Consider the following 21,621-nt stretch of genomic DNA (forward strand, 5'->3'; position numbering starts at 1 on the left):
TATCGATCCCCCTGCCTATTACTTGAATTATGCTAATGAAATGCTAGTTTTGCATGCTAAACAAAAATTGCGTAACTGCCTACGGATAGAAGTTACGCAATTTTAAGTGTATATAGAAAAAACTTTTAAACGTTGAATACCGTCCAGCTGCAGCACCCAACAACTGGTTTAGCGTCGCTAAACAGGCGCTTCCTCTATTCTCTATTACTTTTGTTGATCTTTTAAAATTTTTATATCAGGCTTTGTTTTAAACCATTTCTCATAAAGTTTTTCATAAGTTCCATTGTCCAACACTTTGTTCACGGCCTTGTCAAGTTCTGCCTTTAACTTACTACCCTTAGGTAACAAAATTCCGTAGAATTCTTTGTTAAAGGTTGCATCGTCTTCGATGAAATCTAAATTGTCATTCGGATTATTTTTCACATAGGTCTCGATAACTGTGTTATCCGCAACAACAGCATCAACTCCGCCTTTTTTCAATTCTAAAATAGCTAGATTGTTATTTTCAAACTTTTTTAGTTTATCGTTATTTTCACCAAACAGTTTCTCAACAACTTCCTGGCCTGTTGTACCATTTTGAACGGCAATCTTTTTTCCCTCTAAATCTTTTGTACTTTTAATTGAGCTACCTTTTGGAACTAGAATTTCATTTTTAGATAAAAAGTATGGAATGGAAAAATCATAGGTTTGTTGCCGTTTAGAATCTATGGTGATTGAAGAAATAGCTGCATCTGCAGTTTTTCCTTTAATTTCAACAAAAATTGGATCCCAGCCAACGTGCTCTACCTTAATCTTATATCCAGCTTCCTTTGCTACAGCCTTAATGAAATCAATGTCAAAACCAACAATCTCCCCTTTGTCCTGATATTCAAGGGGGGCATAGGCTGCATCTGTTACCACCCTCAAAGTTTTCTTTTCACCGTCGCCATTTGTTTTACTCGTTCCACAGGCAGAAAGAATAAAGAGAAATGCTGCTGATAAAACTAGAGAAATCATTTTTAATTTCTTCATTTTTAACCTCCATTATATTTTATTATATTAATTAAAAATATTAAAAATATTTTGAATATAGATAATATTATACCTTAATTTGGATTTTCGTTCAATTTTTTACTATTAATAATTATAGTTTACTGCTTAAAACACCTTAATATATCATACGTTACTCTTGTCCAGAACATTCTTGCTATTTTACTTACTTTCTATAAAGACATCACAGAATACTTTTTGTTTTTCTCCACACTTTGATTCTTTAGGTTTTACACAGTAATCCGTCGATTTCGTGTCAGAAAATCTAACACAAATAGTTGTAATATGGATTTTTTTTAATATACTACAGTAAACAAGAGTGAGTGGTGAGTCAATCATGGGTAACGATTTGTCTTATAAAGATAAGAAGGTAATTACAATTGGGGTTGTCAGGGACCTGACTGGTCTATCGGAGAGACAAATACGCTACTATGAAGAACGGAAGTTGATTTTCCCAGAAAGAACCGCCGGAGGCAGCCGGAAATATTCCTTCTCTGATGTAGAGTTATTGATGAAAATCGCCAATAAAATTGAAGATGGCATTCAAACACATGAGATTAGAAAAGAAATGATTCGTGAACAAAAGAAACAAAACCAAGATGAAATGCGCAGAAAAATGATTCAAGGACAGCTTAACGCTCAGTTTGGGTTACGAAAAAATTAACACGTATTTTTAACAGCCTCGTTCCGTTTATAAGGAATGAGGCTTTTCTTTACCTCTATTCCAGCTAGAAGCCAGAGGAATTTTTTTCTCTATAAAAACCACGTTAGATTATCTTACAGGTTTATAGAAACAGTTTCTTATTCATGTAAAAATACAACTACATCGAAGGTTATAAAAATTAACATCACATTAAAAGGAGGAGAAAATGAATACGATATTCTTAATGAATAGTCTTTGGGTAATGGTAGCTGCGGTACTTGTTATTTTAATGATTGGTGGTTTCATCCTTCTTGAAACCGGGTCAACGAGAATGAAGAACGCAGGACATATTGCTGGAAAAACGATCCTTACCTTTGGAATTGGCTCCCTCGTATTTTGGGCAGTAGGCTATGGCTTAATTTTCGGCAAAGGTAATCCATTCATCGGGTTTTCCCAATTCTTTTATTCTGGCTATGACATCGATGGTCTTCCACTATCCGGTTCGGTCTTCTTTTTATTTCAATTAGCCTTTGCTGGGATTTCATTAACGATTGCCTTTGGCGGTTTTGCTGAACGTGCTAAATTAAGTACCTACCTTATATTTGCGATCCTTTTCTCCGTTATTGTCTATCCTCCAATTGCCCACTGGATTTGGGGTGGCGGCTGGTTAGCTGAACATGGGAAACAGGATTTTGCCGGTTCGACGGTTGTTCACTTAACTGGTGCAATGGCGGCGCTAGCAGCTACGATTCTCTTAAAACCTCGTATTGGCAAGTTTAATAAAGATGGCTCTGCCAATAATCTCGCCGGTCACAACCAAGTATTTACTGCCTTAAGCGTATTACTTCTATGGGTTGGATGGTTTGGCTTCAACGCCGGCAGTACGCTATCTGTTGACAAAGCATTTTTCGGTTTTGTTGCCATTAATACAAATTTGGCAGCGGCAGCTGGGACTGTTGCAGCCATGATTATTTCTTGGATGGTATTGGGTAAGGCCGATGTACCAATGATGTTAAACGGTGCGCTCGCTGGTTTGGTCGCAATTACAGCTTCCTGTGCATTTGTTGACACTTGGGCAGCTGTCCTTATCGGTTTTATCGCAGGAATTCTTGTATTTTACAGCATTCGCTTTTTTGAAAAAAGAAAAATTGATGATCCTATCACTGCTCTATCTGTCCATGGAACAGCAGGAGTTTGGGGAACATTATCAACTGGCCTCTTTGCAACAAATGAATTAGCAACAGTAGGAAAGCCAGGTTTATTTTATGGAGGCGGCTTCCACCAGCTTGGCGTTCAAGCGCTGGGTGTGATCACTTGTGCAGCTTTCGCCTTTATTGTCTCCTACATTCTTCTATCAGTTATGAAAAAAGCAATGAATGGATTGCGTGTCACAGAAGAGGAAGAAATAATCGGTCTTGATATGAGCGAACATGGTAGTTACGGCTACCCCGAATTAGTAAAAGCTGAACAAAAGCTAAAAGCACAATAACCATTTCTATAAAAATTCGGTGGTCAATCCTTATATTCGGGATTGAACTGCCACATTGATTTTATAATTGGGGTGAATAGATGAACAGCAATTATTACTCAGAGGTAGAGAAGTTTAGCGAGACACATATGAAAATGGTTTTTCGAGACCACTTTAAACTGAACGATCTGCATGATGAAATCATCAAAAAAGTGTTGGAAATAGCGATGATTCAAGTATCCACTCACTATGGCTCCCTACCATCACCCTTCTCTTTCTTTGTAATGGGAAGTGCCGGCCGGCAGGAACAATCGGTTTGGAGTGACCAAGATCATGGGATTATCTATCTTAATCAAGGTGATGAGTTGAAATCCTACTTTTTAGCCTTAGGGAAAGAAATTTCAAAGGGTCTTTACCATGCCGGTTATCCATATTGTGATGGTGGTGTGATGGCAAGCAATCCATACTGGTGCAAATCGATAACCGAATGGCAGCAGCAAATAACGAAATGGATGCTGGAATCCTCATGGGAGACAATCCGTTATCTGTTAATATTTCTAGACGGAAGGTCGGTATATGGTGAGAGCGAATATGTGGAAAGATTAAAAAACCACATCTATCAAACGGCAAATAAAGAACATTTGATTACAAAATCTCTGAGCAATACATTGTACTTCAAGAAAGGGATAAACATGTTAGGCAAGCTTTTAGTAGAGACACATGGACAGCATTCAGGTTCACTAAATATAAAAGAGGTTGGCCTATTCCCTTATGTGAATGCGGTACGCCTATTATCTATTAAAGAAAGAAAGCAAGAGACATCTACACTTTTGCGTCTTGAAAAGCTATCAGAAACCTGGTTTCCTGCAGATGGCAAAGAATTTTATCAACAGCAGTTTTTAAAACTACTAAACTACCGGCTATGGTTTGGTGATCAAACAGACTATGATTCTGGTCATTATTTAGCCATTAACCGCCTTACAAAAGAACAAACAAAAGAGGTAAAAGACATCATAAAAAATGGCACAGCCCTGTTTAATAACGTTAGAAGATTACTTGAAAAGGAAGGTTCTTATGGGGATGAATGAGATGATCCAATTTTTCAGACAAATCTCTGGAAGACTCAGTTCGAATATTTATGCCAGTTTACAAGGGTCATCTACACCTCAACAAATGGCATTCCTTAGGGAGCTTCAGAGAGAAATGAAGCAAAATAATACCTTGGACACCCCCTTTAACGAATTGAACGTTGTCGTGTTTGATTTGGAGACAACTGGGTTTTATCCAGAAAACGGCGATCAAGTCATCTCAATCGGAGCAATTAAGATGACGGGTCATCAAATCAAGGAGACAGAAAGGTTCTATTCTTTAGTTAAATCAGACCTTCCACTATCAGAAGAAATTTCAGCCTTAACCAATATTAAAGAGGACGAATTGAGAACTGCCCCACTTGCCTCGGATGTATTAATCCAATTTTTCAAATTTGTAAAAAATGATATTCTTGTGGCGCATCATTCCAAACATGAACAGTCCTTTTTGCAAAAAATGACCAGGGATATATTACGAAGGAAATTCGGCCATCGAATCATCGATACCTCCTTCTTAATCCGTCTAGCAGACCCTTCTATGAAAACATCACCTCTTGAAAAAGTATGCAAAGAATGTGGGGTTGCCGTAAGAGACCGTCACCATGCACTTGGCGATGCCATCATGGCCGCACAAATCTGGGGATATTATTTACAACAAGCAGAAAGAAAGGGATTTCGCCATTTAAGGGAGGTGTATGAATATCTTGCAAAAATAGAATAGATAAAATCGCGTTCCTCCTCATGTGTCTCTTCTATGTTTTAAGATAGAAATAACCATACTTTCCAACATTTTCACTTTAATTACCTTCGATTCTATTCTCCATAATTCGCCTCAAATGAACTTAATAGAAAATTTTTTCAAAAAAATTCTCCCTCCCTTTTCCCTATCATAGCAAGTATGAAAACGCTACCAATTATTTTGACTAATTTGAATTATCTGATTTTTATATTGACCATGTCTTCGATTGGTTGTATGATTATCGAAAATAATCATCTAATAGTAAACACTGTCTTTGGTCATCACCGCCTTTAACGCGGGATGGGGCAAGGCAATTCTTTTTAAAATCAATGTTTAATCATTTAAAGCGGTTTATCATTAAAGAGGAGTGGTTAGGTTGGGAAGTCAATGGATTTTCCTTGGCGGCAATTTCGTCAAGAAAGAGGATGCTGTAGTATCAGTTTTTGATCATGGTTTTTTATATGGCGATGGAGTATTTGAAGGCATTCGTGTTTACAGTGGAAATGTCTTTAGGCTCGATGCTCACCTAAAAAGACTATTTGAATCAGCTCAATCCATCATGCTGGAGATTCCATACTCACAGGAGGAAATGACGCAATTAATCGTTGAAACTATTAGAAAAAATCAGCTGGAAAGCGCCTATATTCGTGTCGTTGTTTCACGTGGTAAAGGAAATCTCGGCCTAGACCCTTCCTCCTGCTCAAAACCAAATGTCATCATTATTGCAGAAGAATTAACCATGTATCCTAAGGAATTTTACGAACGGGGCATTAAAATTGCCTCTGTTGCTAGCCGCAGGAATCGCCCGGATGTTCTCAGCCCACAAATCAAATCGCTCAATTATTTAAATAATATCCTTGTTAAGCTAGAAGCCAATCAGGCTGGAGTGGAGGAAGCTTTAATGCTGAATGACCAAGGTTATGTGACAGAAGGTTCCGCTGATAATATTTTCATTGTAAAAAATGGTGTCGTTTATACTCCTCCTGTTTATTTAGGAGCATTAGAAGGCATTACCCGCAACGCCATCATTGATGTCGCAAGAGCCAAGGGCTATGAAGTCAGAGAATCTCCTTTTACAAGACATGATGTATATGTTGCCGATGAAGTATTCTTAACCGGTACTGCTGTGGAAGTAATTGCGGTTGTTGATGTGGATGGCCGCGTCATTCGCGATGGAAAACCTGGAGCCATAACAAATATCCTTTTAGAAGAATTCAGAAACATCGTTACAAGTGACGGAGTGGCTTGTTACTCTTCAAAAACAAACCATGCTGTAGTCAGTTAGGAGGCGCTCAAAATGCGCAGCGATATGATTAAAAAGGGGATTGATCGTGCACCCCACCGCAGCTTATTATACGCAACCGGGGTAACCGTTAAAGATTTAGAAAAACCGTTTATCGGTGTTTGTAACTCATTTATTGAAATTATCCCTGGACATAAACACCTTAATCATTTCGGTGAGGTTGTCAAAGAAGCCATCCGTGAAGCCGGTGGCATCCCATTTGAATTTAATACAATTGGTGTTGATGACGGCATAGCAATGGGGCATATTGGCATGCGTTATTCCCTGCCTAGTCGTGAGATTATTGCTGATAGTGCAGAAACGGTCATCAATGCGCATTGGTTCGATGGTGTTTTTTACATTCCAAACTGCGACAAGATTACACCCGGAATGTTAATGGCAGCCGCAAGAACTAATGTTCCATCCGTATTTGTTTCGGGTGGTCCAATGGAAGCTGGTGTTTCCTCGACTGGGAAAAACCTTTCCCTCACTTCGGTTTTCGAGGGTGTGGGCGCCTACCACAAGGGTTCGATGACCCAGCAGGAATTACTTGCCATTGAAACAAGTGCCTGCCCTACTTGCGGTTCCTGCTCTGGTATGTTTACCGCTAATTCAATGAACTGTCTTATGGAAGTGTTAGGAATGACGGTTCCTGGAAACGGAACGATTGTTGCTACCTCAGAAGAAAGACATGAGCTAATTCGACAAGCTGCCAAACACTTAATGGAATTAGTAAAGCAGGATGTTCGCCCTAGGGACATCATTACTAGAGAAGCAATCGATAATGCCTTTGCACTCGATATGGCGATGGGCGGTTCAACCAATACCGTTCTCCATACACTTGCGATTGCCCATGAAGCCGGGATTGAATACGATTTACGTGATATTAACAAAATAGCTGAAAAAGTACCTTATCTTTCAAAAATTATGCCAGCATCTGATTATTCGATGGCTGATATCCATCAAGCTGGCGGGGTTAGTGCCATTTTAAATGAGCTTTGTAAAATTGAGGGGGCCTTGCATCAGGATTGCCTGTCGATTACCGGAAAAACGCTAGCTGAAAATGTGAAGGATGCAACAATCCTTAATGAAAGGGTGATTCGCCCGAAAGAAAATCCGTATAGCCCGGTGGGTGGATTATCGATCCTATACGGAAACCTAGCTCCCGATGGCGGTGTCATCAAGGTTGGTGCTGTTGATCCATCCATTAAAACATTCCTAGGGGAAGCAATTGTTTTTGAATCTCAAGAAGAAGCTCAGGAACATATTAATAATGGTGTTGTTCAATCAGGACATGTGGTTGTCATTCGCTATGAGGGTCCAAAAGGCGGTCCGGGGATGCCAGAAATGCTCGCTCCAACATCAGCCATTGCCGGGCGCGGGTTAGACAAGGAAGTTGCCCTCATTACTGACGGTCGCTTCTCTGGAGCAAGCCGGGGCATTTCCGTTGGGCATATTTCACCGGAAGCAGCAGAAGGCGGACCAATCGCTTTTGTTCAAAACGGTGACAAGATCTTAATTGATCTTGAGGGCCGCTCTATCGAACTTCTTGTAGATGAGGAAGAATTGGCTAAGAGACGTCACTCGTGGGTGAAACCAGAACCAAAAATTAAATCTGGCTATCTAGCAAAATATGCAAAGCTTGTTACTTCCGCTAATACTGGCGGGGTTATGAAAATATAGGTAGCTTTATCGTATATTATTCGGAGAATGTTGTTTTTCTCTCGGATAGAGGTCGGATTACTCTCAGATAAGGCTCGTTTGCTCACCGATGGTACGTTATGTTCAATCGGGATTCACTAGTACCCCTCCCCTTCCTAAGAAGTTAAGGTACTAAACGTTAGACAGGAAAATCATTGACAAAAAAATAGCATTAAATCGATGACGGGAATAAAGGAATAAGAAACTGTATTTTCAGAGAGCTGGGGTTGCTGGAAGCCCAGTAATACAACTTACTCCGACATCATCCCTGAGTGTTGAGCTGAACGGTTTTTACTTAGTAGGCTGAGCCGGGTGGTCTAACGAAGATCACCTGTTACCAAAAGAAGCGTTATTAGATTTAGTTGTCGCTTCATAAGGCAGTATTTGTAAGGATACTGTAAAACCGGGTGGTACCGAGAAAAAGAAGGTCTTTTCTCCCCGATTATTCTGCTTTGTTGTATGTAGACTGCAGTTTATTCGGAGACGAAAGGGCCTTTTTTACTTTGTATGAGAGCTATCGACATATTTTTGGGGGATACAAACAGATTCCAGCTGGATATGAACAAATTCTGGTCCGATACGAACAGATTTCAGCAGGATATGAACAATTTTCATCCGGATATGAACAAATTCAATCTCCAATAACCTGGTTACTCGCTCATGTTTTATTAGGAACAACCACAGGCAGAGTTTTTCAAATATTCAATCATCCACAAGGAGGGATTACGACGTGAAAGTAGAAGCAAAGCTGGAATACCAACCCAGTACCGCACCAAAAACAGGTGCAGACCTTCTCATCGATCTATTAAAAAAAGCAGAGGTCGATACAATTTTTGGTTATCCGGGAGGCGCTGTCCTACCAATCTACGATGCGATTTATCGGGCTCGAGGTACCATTAAGCATGTCCTCTTCCGTCATGAGCAGGGAATGATTCACGCAGCGGAAGGATATGCCCGAATTACGGGAAAACCTGGGGTAGTCATTGCTACTTCCGGTCCGGGTGCAACCAACTTGGTTACCGGAATTACCGACGCTATGATGGACTCCTTGCCGCTCGTGGTTTTCACCGGGCAGGTTGCACGTACTGTCATCGGAACGGATGCCTTCCAAGAAGCGGACGTCATGGCCATTACAACACCAATCACCAAACATAATTATCAAGTGCAATCCATTGCTGACTTGCCAAGAATCGTGAAGGAAGCCTTTCACATTGCTTCTACTGGCAGGCCGGGACCAGTCTTGGTCGATATTCCGAAAGATATATCATCTGAAGTTTTAACCGGCGAGCCTGAAGAAGCGAGCATTCATTTGCCGGGCTACCAACCAACAATTAAGCCAAATCCGTTACAAATCAAAAAACTGGCAGATGTGATTCAAAAAGCTAACAAACCTGTCGTCCTTGCTGGTGCAGGAGTTCTTCACAGCCAGGCATCTGCTGAATTAACAGCCTTTGCCGAAAAACACAAACTTCCAGTCGTGACCACCCTGCTTGGACTTGGAACATTCCCAGGAGACAGTCCTCTCTCCTTAGGAATGGCCGGCATGCACGGAACCTATGCCGCAAATATGGCTTTATACGAATGTGATTTATTAATCAATTTCGGGGCACGTTTCGATGACAGACTTACAGGCAACCTAAAACACTTTGCACCACATGCCAAAGTAGCTCACATTGATATTGATCCAGCCGAAATTGGTAAAAATGTCGCCACACAAATTCCAATTGTCGCAGACGCTAAAGTTGCCTTAATTGAGCTGAATGATCAGACTGCAGCATCTCCGACACATGACGCATGGCTCGAAAGGCTGAATCACTTTAAACATGACTACCCGCTTTGGTATAAACATAACCCAGCCGGGATGAGTCCTCAATGGCTCATCGAAGCAGTTCATAAGGTAACCAATGGTAATGCAATTGTCGCTACAGATGTCGGTCAGCATCAAATGTGGGCCGCTCAGTATTACAACTTCAAGCAGCCACATCGCTGGATTACGTCAGGCGGTCTGGGCACAATGGGCTTTGGCTTCCCGGCTGCGATTGGGGCGCAAATTGCATCGCCGGAAAGTACTGTCGTCGCGATTGTTGGCGATGGTGGCTTCCAAATGACACTTCAAGAGCTATCCGTCATTTATGAACGAAACTTGCCAGTTAAAATCATCATTGTCAATAACGGTGCACTCGGAATGGTTCGCCAGTGGCAAGAGCTATTATACGATAATCGCATTTCCGAATCCCTGCTCCACACGCAGCCTGATTTTGTAAAACTGGCCGAAAGCTATTCAATACGTGGAATTAAAGTTGATAATCAAGAAGACCTTATCGCTGTCCTACCGGAAGTTTTCACCTATGACGGTCCGGTTTTACTCGATTGCCGCGTCCTCCAGCAGGAAAAAGTCTATCCAATGATTGCTCCTGGAAAAGGGCTGCATGAAATGATTGGGGTGAAACCTTTATGAAACGAATTATAACCTTAACCGTTCAAGATCGAAGTGGTGTCCTTAATCGTGTCACTGGTCTATTGCAAAGACGGCAATTTAACATTGAAAGTATTTCAGTTGGACCTACTGAAACTGAGGGTATTTCAAAAATGACCCTAGTCGTCCAAATTGAAGATGAGCAACGTCTTGAACAGGTTACGAAACAATTAAACAAGCAAATTGATGTGTTAAAAGTGTCCGATATTACCGATAAAGCAATTGTTGTCAGAGAGCTGGCGCTCATCAAAGTAGCGAGCAGCTCACAGCTCCGCAGCGAAATTAACGGCATCATCGACCCATTTCGCGCCTTGATTATTGACGTAAGTAAAGAAAGTTTAGCAGTTCAAATCACAGGCCGTCCTGATAAAATCGATGCCTTAATTGAACTGCTTCGTCCATACGGCATTAAAGAGATTGCCAGAACAGGGTTGACCGCCTTCTTACGTGGGTACCAGCCACAAGTTAACGAACTAGCTACTTATTCTCTATTAAAATAATACTATTCCTGAAAGGATGATTCATAATGGTAAAAGTACTTTATAACGGAGATATTCAAGAGGAAGTTTTACAAGGAAAAAAAATCGCAGTAATTGGTTATGGCTCACAAGGTCATGCACATGCTCTTAATTTAAAGGAAAGCGGCTTTGATGTTGTGGTTGGATTACGCGGCGGAAAATCATGGGATAAAGCGGTTGAAGATGGTGTTGATGTTCGCTCAGTTGCAGAAGCAACCGCGGCTGCAGACGTTGTAATGGTTCTTCTTCCAGACGAAATGCAGCCGAAGGTGTATGAAGAAAGCATCAAACCAAACCTGGAAGCAGGTAATGCCCTTGTTTTTGCCCATGGATTCAACGTTCATTTTAACCAAATCGTCCCGCCTGAGGATGTTGACGTTTTTCTTGTTGCACCTAAAGGACCAGGACATTTAGTGCGTCGCACCTATACTGAAGGTGCCGGAGTTCCTGCCCTCTATGCCGTTTACCAAGATTACACCGGCCAGGCACGCGATGTTGCTCTAGCCTATGCAAAGGGGATCGGTGCAGCTCGTGCCGGTGTTCTAGAAACTTCTTTCCAAGAAGAAACGGAAACAGATCTTTTCGGGGAACAGGCTGTCCTTTGCGGTGGTACTACTGCCCTGATCAAAGCAGGATTCGAAACACTTGTCGAAGCTGGCTATCAGCCTGAGGTTGCCTACTTCGAGTGTTTACATGAATTGAAATTAATCGTTGACCTGTTATACGAGGGCGGCTTAGAAAACATGCGCTACTCGATTTCTGATACAGCCCAGTGGGGAGATTTCGTTTCGGGACCGCGTGTTGTGAACGATGATACAAAAGCACGGATGAAGGATATTTTAAAAGATATCCAAACTGGAGTATTTGCTAAAGGCTGGATCTTAGAAAACCAAGCAAACCGCCCGCAGTTTAACGCGATTAACCGCAGTGAAAACAACCATCCAATCGAAAAAGTTGGACGTGAGCTTCGCGCCCTAATGCCATTTATTAAAAAGCCAGTAAATGCAAAGAAGGAAGTGGTGGTTCATGGTTCACGTTAACATCTTTGATACAACCTTACGTGATGGTGAGCAGTCCCCTGGTGTGAATTTAAACCAGCTGGAAAAATTGGAAATTGCCAGACAGCTTGAGCGGTTTGGTGTGGACATCATGGAGGCCGGTTTCCCGGCTTCCTCCCAAGGAGATTTCGAAGCAGTCAGAACGATTGCCCAGACAATTAAAAATTCTTCCATCACAGGACTGGCACGGGCAACGAAAACGGACATTGACATTGCGTGGGATGCTTTAAAAGATGCAGCAGAACCAAGATTACATGTTTTCCTAGCAACCTCTCCTATCCATATGCAATATAAACTATTGAAATCACCGGAGGAAGTCATCCAAACAGCCATAGACATGGTTTCTTACGCGAGAAAAAGATTCCCGCACGTCGAATGGTCTGCAGAGGATGCTTCCCGGTCTGATCTTGATTTTCTCGTTCGAATCATTACGAAAGTGATTGATGCTGGGGCAACCGTCATCAATCTACCAGATACGGTCGGTTATACAACACCTGAAGAATATGGTCGAATGTTCCGCTACATCCGGGAAAACGTCCCAAATATTCATAAAGTCGCTTTATCCTGTCATTGCCATGATGACTTAGGCATGGCTGTTGCCAATTCACTCGCTGCCATCGAAAACGGTGCCACTCAAGTGGAAGGTACAATTAACGGCATTGGTGAACGCGCCGGAAACGCATCATTAGAAGAAATTGCAGTTGCACTTAATATTCGTAAAGATAAGTATAATTTTACAAATAATCTTGTTTTAAAAGAAATCAAACGAACAAGCGATCTTGTCAGCCGTTTTACTGGAATGCTGGTTCCACCCAATAAAGCAGTGGTTGGAAAAAATGCCTTTGCCCATGAATCAGGTATTCATCAAGACGGTGTGTTAAAAAATACGTTAACTTATGAGATTATTACTCCTGAATTAGTTGGGGTCAAATCCAATGATTTGGTACTTGGCAAACATTCCGGACGCCATGCGTTCAAAGATAAAATCGAACAGATGGGATTTCACTTATTGCCGGAAAAGCTTGGCGAAGCGTTCACTTCTTTTAAACAATTAACTGATCGAAAAAAGGAAGTAACCGACGAGGATTTGTTTACGATTTTAACCGATATACAAACAGCAGTTGTTGATATAAAGAAATATGAGCTGGTAGCTTTTCAAGTGCAGTACGGTTCAGCTAATCTCCCTACTGCAACCGTTGCCCTCACTACTCCTGAAGGAATTCGGGTCGAAACAGCCCGCACTGGTTCAGGAAGTGTCGAGGCTCTAATGAACACATTAGAAGCTCTGATTAAAGAAGAAATTCATCTGACTGACTTTAGATTAAGCTCAATAGGCCAGGGACGGGATGCTCTTGCTGAGGCACATGTAAAAATGACCGTGAATGGAAGCCCTGTAAGCGGTCGCGGCTCCGCGCAGGATGTGTTGGAGGCTTCTGCAAAATCCTTTTTGAACGCCGTCAATCGCGTATTTTTCACCCATAATGCCGTCCTAAAAGAAACGGCAATGTTATAAATCTGAACTAAAAAAAAGAGGAGGTTGCTTCGATGAAAAAAAGAATTGTCCTGCTTCCCGGTGATGGTATTGGCAAGGAAGTTATTGACTCTGCGAAAGATGTGTTAAGTGCAATTGCTGAAGAATTTAATCACTCTTTTAGCTTCGACACCCATGAAATCGGAGGAGCAGCCATAGACCAGTACGGCACACCCCTGCCAGAAACGACTGTGGAAGCATGCACTCAAGCCGATGCTGTATTGCTTGGTGCCGTTGGTGGACCAAAATGGGATAACAATCCCTCCCATTTACGCCCTGAAAGAGGATTACTTGGAATTCGGAAAGCTCTTGATTTATATGCCAATTTAAGGCCCATCAAAGGCTTTAAGAACCTTCTGCATGCCTCACCTTTAAAGGAAGAAGTGGTATCAGGAAGCGACCTCCTTATTGTACGCGAATTAACAGGCGGACTTTATTTTGGAACACCAAGTGAACGACGTGACAACGGAAACGCTGTGGTAGATACTCTTTCCTATTCCCGTTCAGAGATTGAAAGAATCGTAGATAAGGGCTTTCAAGCAGCCCAACAGCGGCGCGGACTACTTACATCGGTTGATAAAGCTAACGTGCTTGAGTCTAGCAAGCTATGGCGCGAAATTGTCGAAGAGAAAAAAGCCCAGTATCCAGACGTGGCCGTTGAACATGTTTTAGTCGATGCTGCCGCAATGAAATTGATCACGAACCCTACCCAGTTCGATGTCATCGTTACTGAGAATCTATTCGGAGACATCTTAAGCGACGAAGCTTCCGTTTTAACAGGATCGCTTGGCATGCTCCCTTCTGCAAGCTTGCGAGAGGATGGGGTTGGGCTTTACGAACCTGTTCACGGCTCAGCGCCAGACATCGCCGGAAAAGGAGTCGCCAATCCAGTCGCGATGATTTTATCCACTGCCCTTATGCTCAGATATTCATTCAAATTGGATGACGAAGCGAAAGTGATTGAAGATGCTGTTCAATCCGTACTAGATGCTGGCTTCCATACAGCGGACCTCCAAGTTGCAGATGGACGCCTTGTTGGTACCTTTGAAATGACCAAACTCATTGTCGATTATATTAAATCACAAAATGCTTCGAAGTGTATCGCAAGCTGTTATTTTTGAGTGTGGGCACCCGCTAGGCTGAATGAGACCTGGCGGTTTTCCCTTATTAAAGTGGGGGATTCGCTAGTAAAGTGAAGTTATCCGACAGTAAGGCGGAGTTTTACGACAGTAGCATGAATTAATCCTTTGAAGACACACAGGGGGCCACTATCCCCTCTCTGATAAATCTATTAACGTGAGGAAGGAAGCTATGCAAACACCAAAAACGATTATCCAAAAAATTTGGGAGCAGCATGTTGTCCAGCATGAACAAGGAAAGCCCGATTTACTTTATATTGATTTGCATCTCGTTCACGAAGTGACCTCTCCTCAGGCATTTGAAGGTTTACGAATGAACGGGCGCACCGTTCGTCAACCGAATCTCACCTTTGCGACGATGGATCATAATGTTCCTACCCGTGAACGCCATATTATCAAGGACCAAGTCTCTAAGACTCAAATGGATACATTAAAACATAATTGTCAGGAATTTGGCATTACACTTGCTGACATTCATCACCCTGATAACGGGATTGTCCATGTAATTGGTCCGGAACTTGGTCTCACCCAGCCCGGAAAAACTATTGTTTGCGGTGATAGTCATACGTCGACACATGGGGCGTTCGGTGCTCTCGCTTTTGGAATTGGTACGAGCGAAGTCGAACATGTCCTTGCCACACAAACGCTTTGGCAAGCACCACCAAAAACACTTAACGTAAAAGTCAATGGTGAGCTTGGGACGGGCGTAACAGCGAAAGACTTAATTCTTGCGATTATTGGAAAATATGGTGTCCAGTTTGGAACCGGCTATGTGATGGAATATACAGGTACAGCAATTCGTGCCCTCTCAATGGAAGAACGGATGACGGTTTGTAACATGTCGATTGAGGCTGGCGCTAGAGCAGGACTCATTACACCCGATGAAACCACTTTTGAATACTTACGGGGAAGGCGACATGTCCCTCAAGGTGAAGCGTTCGAGGAAGCGGTTGCCAAATGGAGGGAACTTGCCACTGATGAAGGTGCGACCTATGATGCAGTCGTTGAGATTGAAGCCGCCGAAGTCGAGCCGCAGGTTACCTGGGGCACAAATCCAGGCATGTGTATTCCGATTACCGCAAATGTTCCAAGTCCAACCGAAGCAGTGAAAACCAGCAAGAAGGACGAAATCACCCGGGCACTTGAATACATGGGCCTTGAAGCGGGTCAACCCATTTCAAGTGTGAAAATAGACCATGTCTTTATCGGTTCCTGTACTAATTCCAGGTTAAGCGACTTACGTAAAGCAGCTGAGGTTATTCGTGGCCGCAAAGTTAGTCATGCTGTTACCGCCATCGTCGTTCCTGGTTCGTTTAGCATCAAGCTTGCTGCAGAAAAAGAAGGACTTGATGTGGTCTTTAAAGATGCTGGCTTTGAATGGCGTGAAGCCGGATGCAGTATGTGCTTGGCGATGAATGATGATATTTTATCACCAGGAGATCGCTGCGCCTCCACTTCGAACCGCAATTTTGAAGGGCGCCAAGGAAACGGAGCTCGAACACATCTTGTCAGTCCTGAAATGGCAGCTGCTGCCGCGGTTGCCGGTCATTTTGTTGATGTCCGACAGTTCACTGCACAGGAGGTTGGTTAAATTATGGAACCGCTACGTACTCACAAAGGCCTTGTTTGTCCCTTAAATCGGACCAATGTCGACACAGACCAAATTATTCCGAAGCAATTCCTTAAGCGAATCGAACGCAGCGGCTTTGGACAATTTTTATTTTATCATTGGCGTTTTGATGACAATGGAAATCCGCGTCCGGATTTTCCTTTGAATGATGCAAAATATAAAGACGCATCCATTTTAGTAGCCGGCGAAAACTTTGGCTGCGGCTCCTCTCGTGAACATGCTCCCTGGGCTGTTCAGGATTTTGGCTTCAAGGTCATTATCGCCCCAAGCTATGCTGATATTTTTAAAAACAACTGCGTAAAAAATGGCATCCTCGCGATTCAGGCGAGTGAGGAACAAGTTCAAGCTATCATGGAAAAAGCTGAATCTGAAGGTTATACATTAACAGTCAACCTTGAGGAACAAGTAGTTTATGATCATGAAGGCCTTGAAGTTAAATTCGATATCGCTCCCTACCCTAAGCAAATGCTGCTCAACGGCTGGGACGAAATCGGGGTGACTCTAACCTATGAAGAAAAAATTAATCATTATGAACTTGTCCATCAACAACCATGATTAAAGGTGTCAGGCACTTACAATGTTGGTGCCTGACACCTTTTTATTTCTATTGTTCTATTGCCGCCCTTTTTATCCAATACATAGAACTCCCCCTTACAATGCTTAAATGATTATATTCACTAGAAAATGTTTATTTCCTCTATAAAAAAATAAAAGCCCTACTCCTTTTAGGAGTAAAGCTCTCGTTTTTACTTCATTTTTTTTACCTAAAATTCCGGCAATTGATCAAGATTATTTTCCTTTATCCCGTCTGGTTCACTTCGAATAATATCTCTCCCATATTTGTGAAAAACATCGATATGAGCAATCTTCCCTGCCTTCGCTTCCTCTAAGGCCGTTATATAATCCAATTCCCGCCCGGTATTTGTCTTAAAAGCAATAAGATCCCCATCGTTATTTTTCCTGACTCCTACAAACTCTTCTTTTCCATCATGATTCGTTTGGTTCGCTTCCATTTGGTCCTGTTGGTCACTTTGCTGCTTATATTGTTCGTAAATTTTTTCAAATTCCTGTTCCATCATTTCCACCTCCGAACATTTGTTAGTATTATTCTTTTTGAAAAATTTATCCAAGGGTTTAAAAGTGTCAGAAACTTGTCAAAATTAACTTAATCGATCAAAAAACTCTAATATTTCATGTGGTATAATTTACCTGATTGGGAGGCGATTTAATGGAACCATTAGAAGAATATGCTTGGTTTTATATTCGGAACCATCACCAACAGGGACCTGTGGGATTGTTTGAGCTAAAAAAATTGTTTGAACAAGGAATATTATCCGCTAACACATTTATTTGGACAAAAAACATGCAATGCTGGCAAATGGCCAAAACGCTTGACCTATTTTACGGCATTATTCCCAAAACCGAGCTGGAGGAACAAGTTCCAAAGAATTATGCTATTGATTGGGAAGAAGTAAAAAAGGATACCTATCCCAATGGAAGACCCGCTGTACGATACCTTGCCAGGTTTTTCGATCTCTCACTATTTTCACTTTTCCTAATCACCTTTGTATCCATCTTCTCTCCTAAATTCATTCTAGAATCTTCAGAAATCTTTATTTTTATGTTTAGCCTTATTCTCTATATTATAGTCGAGGCCGTCATTCTTTCGATTTTTGGTAATACGTTAGGAAAGGCCATTCTTAATACAAGACTTAGAACGGTTAACGGAGAACCAATTGATTTTCTCACCGCACTCAAGAGAAGTATTTTTGTTAATGCTGCTGGTATGGGGTTAGGAATTCCCATTATTAATTTCATTTGCTTTTATTTTTCTTATTTTGATCTTAAAAAGAATGGAAAATCCACCTGGGACGAACAAATCGGAACAGTTGTTTTATATGGTCAAGTTAATTTAACGAGGATTCTGTTCGTTAGCCTATTTCCGATTGCACTTCTGGTGGCTGGGGCCCTTATCTAGACTCTTCATTTGTGAATAAATGAACAAAACTATTTAAAAGAAGCCCTTGATAAAAAATATTAACGTGGATAATATGAATGAAAATCGAGTAGTGAAGGAAAGCTCAGGAGAATACTTTTCATCGTAGAGAATATATACAGAATAGGAATCTAAGTACGTACTTTCTGGTGAAGGGGAAATCTCATGAATAAATTAGTAAATGACAATCTGTATGAAACGAGAAATATCCTAATAAAGGAGATTACTTTATTAAGTGATGCTCAATTTAATAGTAAGCCTGATTTGAATCAGTGGAGTATATCACAAGTTTGCCATCACTTAGTTTTAGTGGAAGAGGCATCTATAAAGGCTATTGCATGGGGATTAAAAGAGATTGATAGTACTCAAAAAGAACGCAAAAAAGTTCACCTTATATTATTGGATAGAACGAAAAAGCTTAAAGCTCCAAAAATCGTTGAACCAGATGTAGAACCATTTGAAGTTCAGCAAATAATTGATTTGTTAAACGATTCGAGAAAAAAATTGATGACTTTTCTTAGTACTATAGAAGATAAATCCATATTGGCGGAAAAATCAGTGAAGCATCCTGCTTTTGGTGAATTACCTCTTGATCAATGGATTGAACAGATATATTTGCATGAACAGCGACACATTGAACAAATAAAAGAGATAAAATTACTTTTAGATGCGAGGCACTAAACTTATGATTATAAGCTATAAAGGGGATTATTCATTAAGCGTAGCTATTGAAGATAGAGGTGAGGAACCAGTCATAGAGATACCAGAACTGTCCGCCTCACGAAGACATTTGTCCACAAATGGTGCCTGACACCATAACTCTGACTCCAAAACAAATCCGGCACCTATTTGAATAGGTGCCGGATTTTTAGTTAGTCATTTTTACCCATTATAGATTCCAATCACATTTCCATCGAGGTCTAAGAATTGCGCAAATGTACCGAAATCAGGGATTGCCGTTTCTGGTACGATCACTTTCCCACCCAGTTGGCTTACTTTTTCTATACAAGCTGAAATATCAGCCACTTTAATATAAAGGGTCAGATAGGTAGGTTCCTCGCGTGTCCAATTATAAATAAGACCATTTAACCCAGCGTCCTCTCCAGAAATACTCATGACCGGTCCATCGTCGGTAATCCTCCAATTGAAGACGGTCTGATAAAACTTTTGTGAACTGCTTCCTTCTCTGGAGGCAATTTCGAAAAAACTAATATGATTTACAGCAATATTATCCATACTCTGACTGTTTTTGTGCTCGCTACCTCTATAAGCCCCAACGATATTCCCATCTGGATCGACGAATTGAGCAATCGAGCCACCTGTTGGAACTGCCATTTCCGGTAGGATGACACTCCCGCCCATTTCCTCGACTTTCGCCAAACATTCCTCAATGTTGTCCACATTCACATAAATGCTGACATGTGTCGGATGGTCTTTATGCGGCCATTTAAGAATGTGACCGTTTAGTCCTGCATCAGAAATTTGCAATAATGGACCCACGTCAGTTATTTTCCAATTAAAAAGGTTTTCATAAAAGCTTTTCGCCCGGTTTCCGTCCCTTGCTGCAATTACAAACATTTCAATCGTTTGTCCCATTTTTAGCCACTCCCGTTCTACTTTCTTAAGCGCTATACTCTCAGCTTTCAGTATTAGCTAAATTCCCCATTTCATAAACCATTTTTAGTATATATGAATCTTAATTCTACTTCATTATGCTCATTTCCTTCCAAGGAAGTCAGAGTTTCATTAAAAACAAGCTATAATATGCGAATCCATTTTTTTAGGGGAGTCTAAAAGGCTATTTTGGGCGCTTGACTTCTTTTTCAACGACAATATTATCGACTAGCTTTTCAGCAACTCTTCGATATAAATTGCTCATATGGACGAGTGATGAAATCATGAGCACCTGCTCTAGATAGGTAGAACTCTCCTCTTGGTTTGCGGTGATTTCTTCATTAACATCCCTCATTCTTGTGTCGATATCCTTTTTAAAATCAGCAACATTCTGGCTGGTTAATTTCAGATAGCTAGTGTAGAAGGAATCTAAATCTATTTCTTCTTTTATGATCCGTTTATTCATCCCATCTAGCGTGACTTTAATATCATTGATTGATAATGCCCCTTTCAGCTGATAAATCAAACTCATCAAGATCAGATGCTCTTTTGAATACTTTTTATTCTGAATCGAAAAAATCAACTTTCCTTTGGCATAGTTATTGATCATCGTCTTCGTAAGAACCTTTTCCTCGTCATTTCGCTTTGATTCAGAATATTTATTTTCAAATAGTTGAATCACTTGATCCATGTATAAATCTATATTTGGAATTTCAGTCAACTCTAAGCTTGTATCTAAGTCGAGCCGTTCGATTATTCGATTGATATTCTCCATTGTAAAAACCCCGTTCATTTGCTTTTATATTTTTTATTATACATAAAGAAATAGGTATTGACTAGATGATAAAACGTTAGTATCATTGTATGTAGTTATTGAAACTACATATTGTGTTAAGGGGGCATATATAATGAACAGTTACATTCGGGAACCAATCAATGGATTCACTCATTTAGCCGGGGCAATATTATCTTTTGTTGGACTTCTGGCGATGGTCATCAAGGTATCACTAACAACTCCGTCACCACTGGCAATCACCGCAGTCATTATTTTCGGCGTAAGTATGATTCTGCTTTATTCCGCTTCAGCCACCTATCACATGGTAATAGCCAAGGACAAAGTGATTGCCTTCCTACGGCGGCTCGATCATTCGATGATTTTTATTTTAATTGCTGGCACGTATACGCCTTTTTGCTTCATTAGTTTGAACGGAAAAACAGGTGCGATTCTGTTTTCGATTATCTCAGGCGTTGCCATCAGTGGTGTTGTGTTCAAAATGGTTTGGTTCAATTGTCCCCGGTGGATTTCTACAGCATTATACATTGCCATGGGTTGGATGATTGTTTTTGTATTTTCACCACTTGCAGGAAGTTTGAATCCGATGGGATTGTTTTTATTGGTGCTAGGTGGAATCTTCTATACAATTGGCGGAGTCATTTATGGAGCAAAGCCTAAGTTTTTGGAATCTAAATATTTCGGCTTCCACGAAATCTTCCATATTTTCATTCTGCTTGGCAGCTTAGCACATTTCTTATCAGTATTTCTTTACGTGATTTAATCATAATGGGAACAAAAAAAGAGCTTGGGTTCCAAGCTCTTTTGTATGGAAAAGGGGCGGAGCGCCGCAAAAGCGAATTAGTTTATCCAATTCGAGTGAAATAAATACATTTTTCACTTCGAATTAGGTGAAGTTCTGCTCTGCTCACACCGC

21 protein-coding genes are annotated in these 21,621 nt (G+C 41.1%); 17 read left to right on the forward strand and 4 right to left on the reverse strand.

The window, feature by feature from the left end; genetic code table 11:
* Positions 1-204: 204 nt before the first annotated feature.
* Positions 205-1,011: a basic amino acid ABC transporter substrate-binding protein gene (locus M5A78_RS16975; protein WP_248736465.1), complete on the reverse strand. Its 807-nt coding sequence runs from the start codon at positions 1,009-1,011 to the stop codon at positions 205-207.
* Positions 1,012-1,366: 355 nt separating this feature from the next.
* Here M5A78_RS16975 and M5A78_RS16980 point away from each other — a divergent pair, with 355 nt between their 5' ends.
* The 14 genes from M5A78_RS16980 to leuD all read left to right on the forward strand — a co-directional run bounded on the left by M5A78_RS16980 (position 1,367) and on the right by leuD (position 16,857).
* Positions 1,367-1,693: a MerR family transcriptional regulator gene (locus tag M5A78_RS16980; RefSeq protein WP_248736466.1), complete on the forward strand. Its 327-nt coding sequence runs from the start codon at positions 1,367-1,369 to the stop codon at positions 1,691-1,693.
* A 205-nt stretch (positions 1,694-1,898) separates the two neighbouring features.
* Complete coding sequence (locus M5A78_RS16985; protein ID WP_248736467.1) at positions 1,899-3,161, forward strand: ammonium transporter; 1,263 nt, start codon at positions 1,899-1,901, stop codon at positions 3,159-3,161.
* Positions 3,162-3,241: 80 nt separating this feature from the next.
* Positions 3,242-4,228, forward strand: a complete 987-nt coding sequence (locus tag M5A78_RS16990; protein WP_248736468.1) for a DUF294 nucleotidyltransferase-like domain-containing protein — start codon at positions 3,242-3,244, stop codon at positions 4,226-4,228.
* Positions 4,215-4,949 (forward strand): exonuclease domain-containing protein, encoded by a 735-nt coding sequence (locus M5A78_RS16995; RefSeq protein WP_248736469.1) that lies wholly within the window; start codon positions 4,215-4,217, stop codon positions 4,947-4,949. The genes M5A78_RS16990 and M5A78_RS16995 overlap by 14 nt, the downstream gene beginning before the upstream one ends.
* A 394-nt stretch (positions 4,950-5,343) precedes the next feature.
* Complete coding sequence (gene ilvE, locus M5A78_RS17000) at positions 5,344-6,252, forward strand: branched-chain-amino-acid transaminase (protein ID WP_248736470.1); 909 nt, start codon at positions 5,344-5,346, stop codon at positions 6,250-6,252.
* A gap of 12 nt (positions 6,253-6,264) precedes the next feature.
* Positions 6,265-7,932 carry a dihydroxy-acid dehydratase gene (ilvD, locus tag M5A78_RS17005; RefSeq protein ID WP_248736471.1) on the forward strand — a complete coding sequence of 556 codons (1,668 nt, stop codon included), beginning with the start codon at positions 6,265-6,267 and terminating at the stop codon, positions 7,930-7,932.
* Between the two features lie 521 nt (positions 7,933-8,453).
* Complete coding sequence (locus M5A78_RS17010) at positions 8,454-8,684, forward strand: hypothetical protein (protein ID WP_248736472.1); 231 nt, start codon at positions 8,454-8,456, stop codon at positions 8,682-8,684.
* On the forward strand, positions 8,681-10,408 hold the full coding sequence (ilvB, locus tag M5A78_RS17015) for an acetolactate synthase large subunit (protein WP_248736473.1): 1,728 nt from the start codon (positions 8,681-8,683) through the stop codon (positions 10,406-10,408). Before M5A78_RS17010 ends, ilvB begins: the two co-directional genes overlap by 4 nt.
* A complete protein-coding gene (gene ilvN / locus M5A78_RS17020) occupies positions 10,405-10,926 on the forward strand; it encodes an acetolactate synthase small subunit (RefSeq protein ID WP_248736474.1) in 522 nt (173 codons plus the stop codon). Before ilvB ends, ilvN begins: the two co-directional genes overlap by 4 nt.
* A 26-nt stretch (positions 10,927-10,952) precedes the next feature.
* Complete coding sequence (gene ilvC / locus M5A78_RS17025) at positions 10,953-11,984, forward strand: ketol-acid reductoisomerase (RefSeq protein ID WP_248736475.1); 1,032 nt, start codon at positions 10,953-10,955, stop codon at positions 11,982-11,984.
* On the forward strand, positions 11,971-13,515 hold the full coding sequence (locus M5A78_RS17030) for a 2-isopropylmalate synthase (protein ID WP_248736476.1): 1,545 nt from the start codon (positions 11,971-11,973) through the stop codon (positions 13,513-13,515). The genes ilvC and M5A78_RS17030 overlap by 14 nt, the downstream gene beginning before the upstream one ends.
* A gap of 32 nt (positions 13,516-13,547) precedes the next feature.
* Entirely contained in the window at positions 13,548-14,654 is a 1,107-nt protein-coding gene (gene leuB, locus M5A78_RS17035; protein WP_248736477.1) for a 3-isopropylmalate dehydrogenase, read from the forward strand.
* A 190-nt stretch (positions 14,655-14,844) separates the two neighbouring features.
* Positions 14,845-16,263 (forward strand): 3-isopropylmalate dehydratase large subunit, encoded by a 1,419-nt coding sequence (gene leuC, locus M5A78_RS17040; RefSeq protein WP_248736478.1) that lies wholly within the window; start codon positions 14,845-14,847, stop codon positions 16,261-16,263.
* Between the two features lie 3 nt (positions 16,264-16,266).
* The gene (gene leuD / locus M5A78_RS17045; RefSeq protein WP_248736479.1) at positions 16,267-16,857 is read left to right on the forward strand and encodes a 3-isopropylmalate dehydratase small subunit; all 591 of its coding nucleotides are present in this window, start codon (positions 16,267-16,269) and stop codon (positions 16,855-16,857) included.
* Between the two features lie 209 nt (positions 16,858-17,066).
* On the opposite strand, the gene M5A78_RS17050 is transcribed toward leuD, so the two are convergent.
* A complete protein-coding gene (locus M5A78_RS17050) occupies positions 17,067-17,381 on the reverse strand; it encodes a DUF3892 domain-containing protein (protein WP_248736480.1) in 315 nt (104 codons plus the stop codon).
* 149 nt (positions 17,382-17,530) lie between these two features.
* Here M5A78_RS17050 and M5A78_RS17055 point away from each other — a divergent pair, with 149 nt between their 5' ends.
* Positions 17,531-18,280, forward strand: coding sequence for an RDD family protein (locus M5A78_RS17055; RefSeq protein WP_248736481.1), 750 nt, complete (start codon positions 17,531-17,533; stop codon positions 18,278-18,280).
* 183 nt (positions 18,281-18,463) lie between these two features.
* A complete protein-coding gene (locus M5A78_RS17060) occupies positions 18,464-18,979 on the forward strand; it encodes a DinB family protein (protein WP_248736482.1) in 516 nt (171 codons plus the stop codon).
* Between the two features lie 201 nt (positions 18,980-19,180).
* Here the strand turns inward: M5A78_RS17060 and M5A78_RS17065 are convergent, their stop codons facing one another.
* Positions 19,181-19,894 carry a VOC family protein gene (locus M5A78_RS17065; protein WP_248736483.1) on the reverse strand — a complete coding sequence of 238 codons (714 nt, stop codon included), beginning with the start codon at positions 19,892-19,894 and terminating at the stop codon, positions 19,181-19,183.
* A gap of 202 nt (positions 19,895-20,096) precedes the next feature.
* The gene (locus M5A78_RS17070; RefSeq protein ID WP_248736484.1) at positions 20,097-20,687 is read right to left on the reverse strand and encodes a DUF1836 domain-containing protein; all 591 of its coding nucleotides are present in this window, start codon (positions 20,685-20,687) and stop codon (positions 20,097-20,099) included.
* A 133-nt stretch (positions 20,688-20,820) separates the two neighbouring features.
* On the opposite strand from M5A78_RS17070, the gene trhA reads away from it, so the two are divergent.
* Positions 20,821-21,468, forward strand: coding sequence for a PAQR family membrane homeostasis protein TrhA (gene trhA / locus M5A78_RS17075; RefSeq protein WP_248736485.1), 648 nt, complete (start codon positions 20,821-20,823; stop codon positions 21,466-21,468).
* Positions 21,469-21,621: the final 153 nt, after the last annotated feature.

The sequence above is a fragment of the Neobacillus rhizosphaerae genome, assembly GCF_937468385.1.
Classification (GTDB): Bacteria; Bacillota; Bacilli; order Bacillales; family Cytobacillaceae; genus Neobacillus; species Neobacillus rhizosphaerae.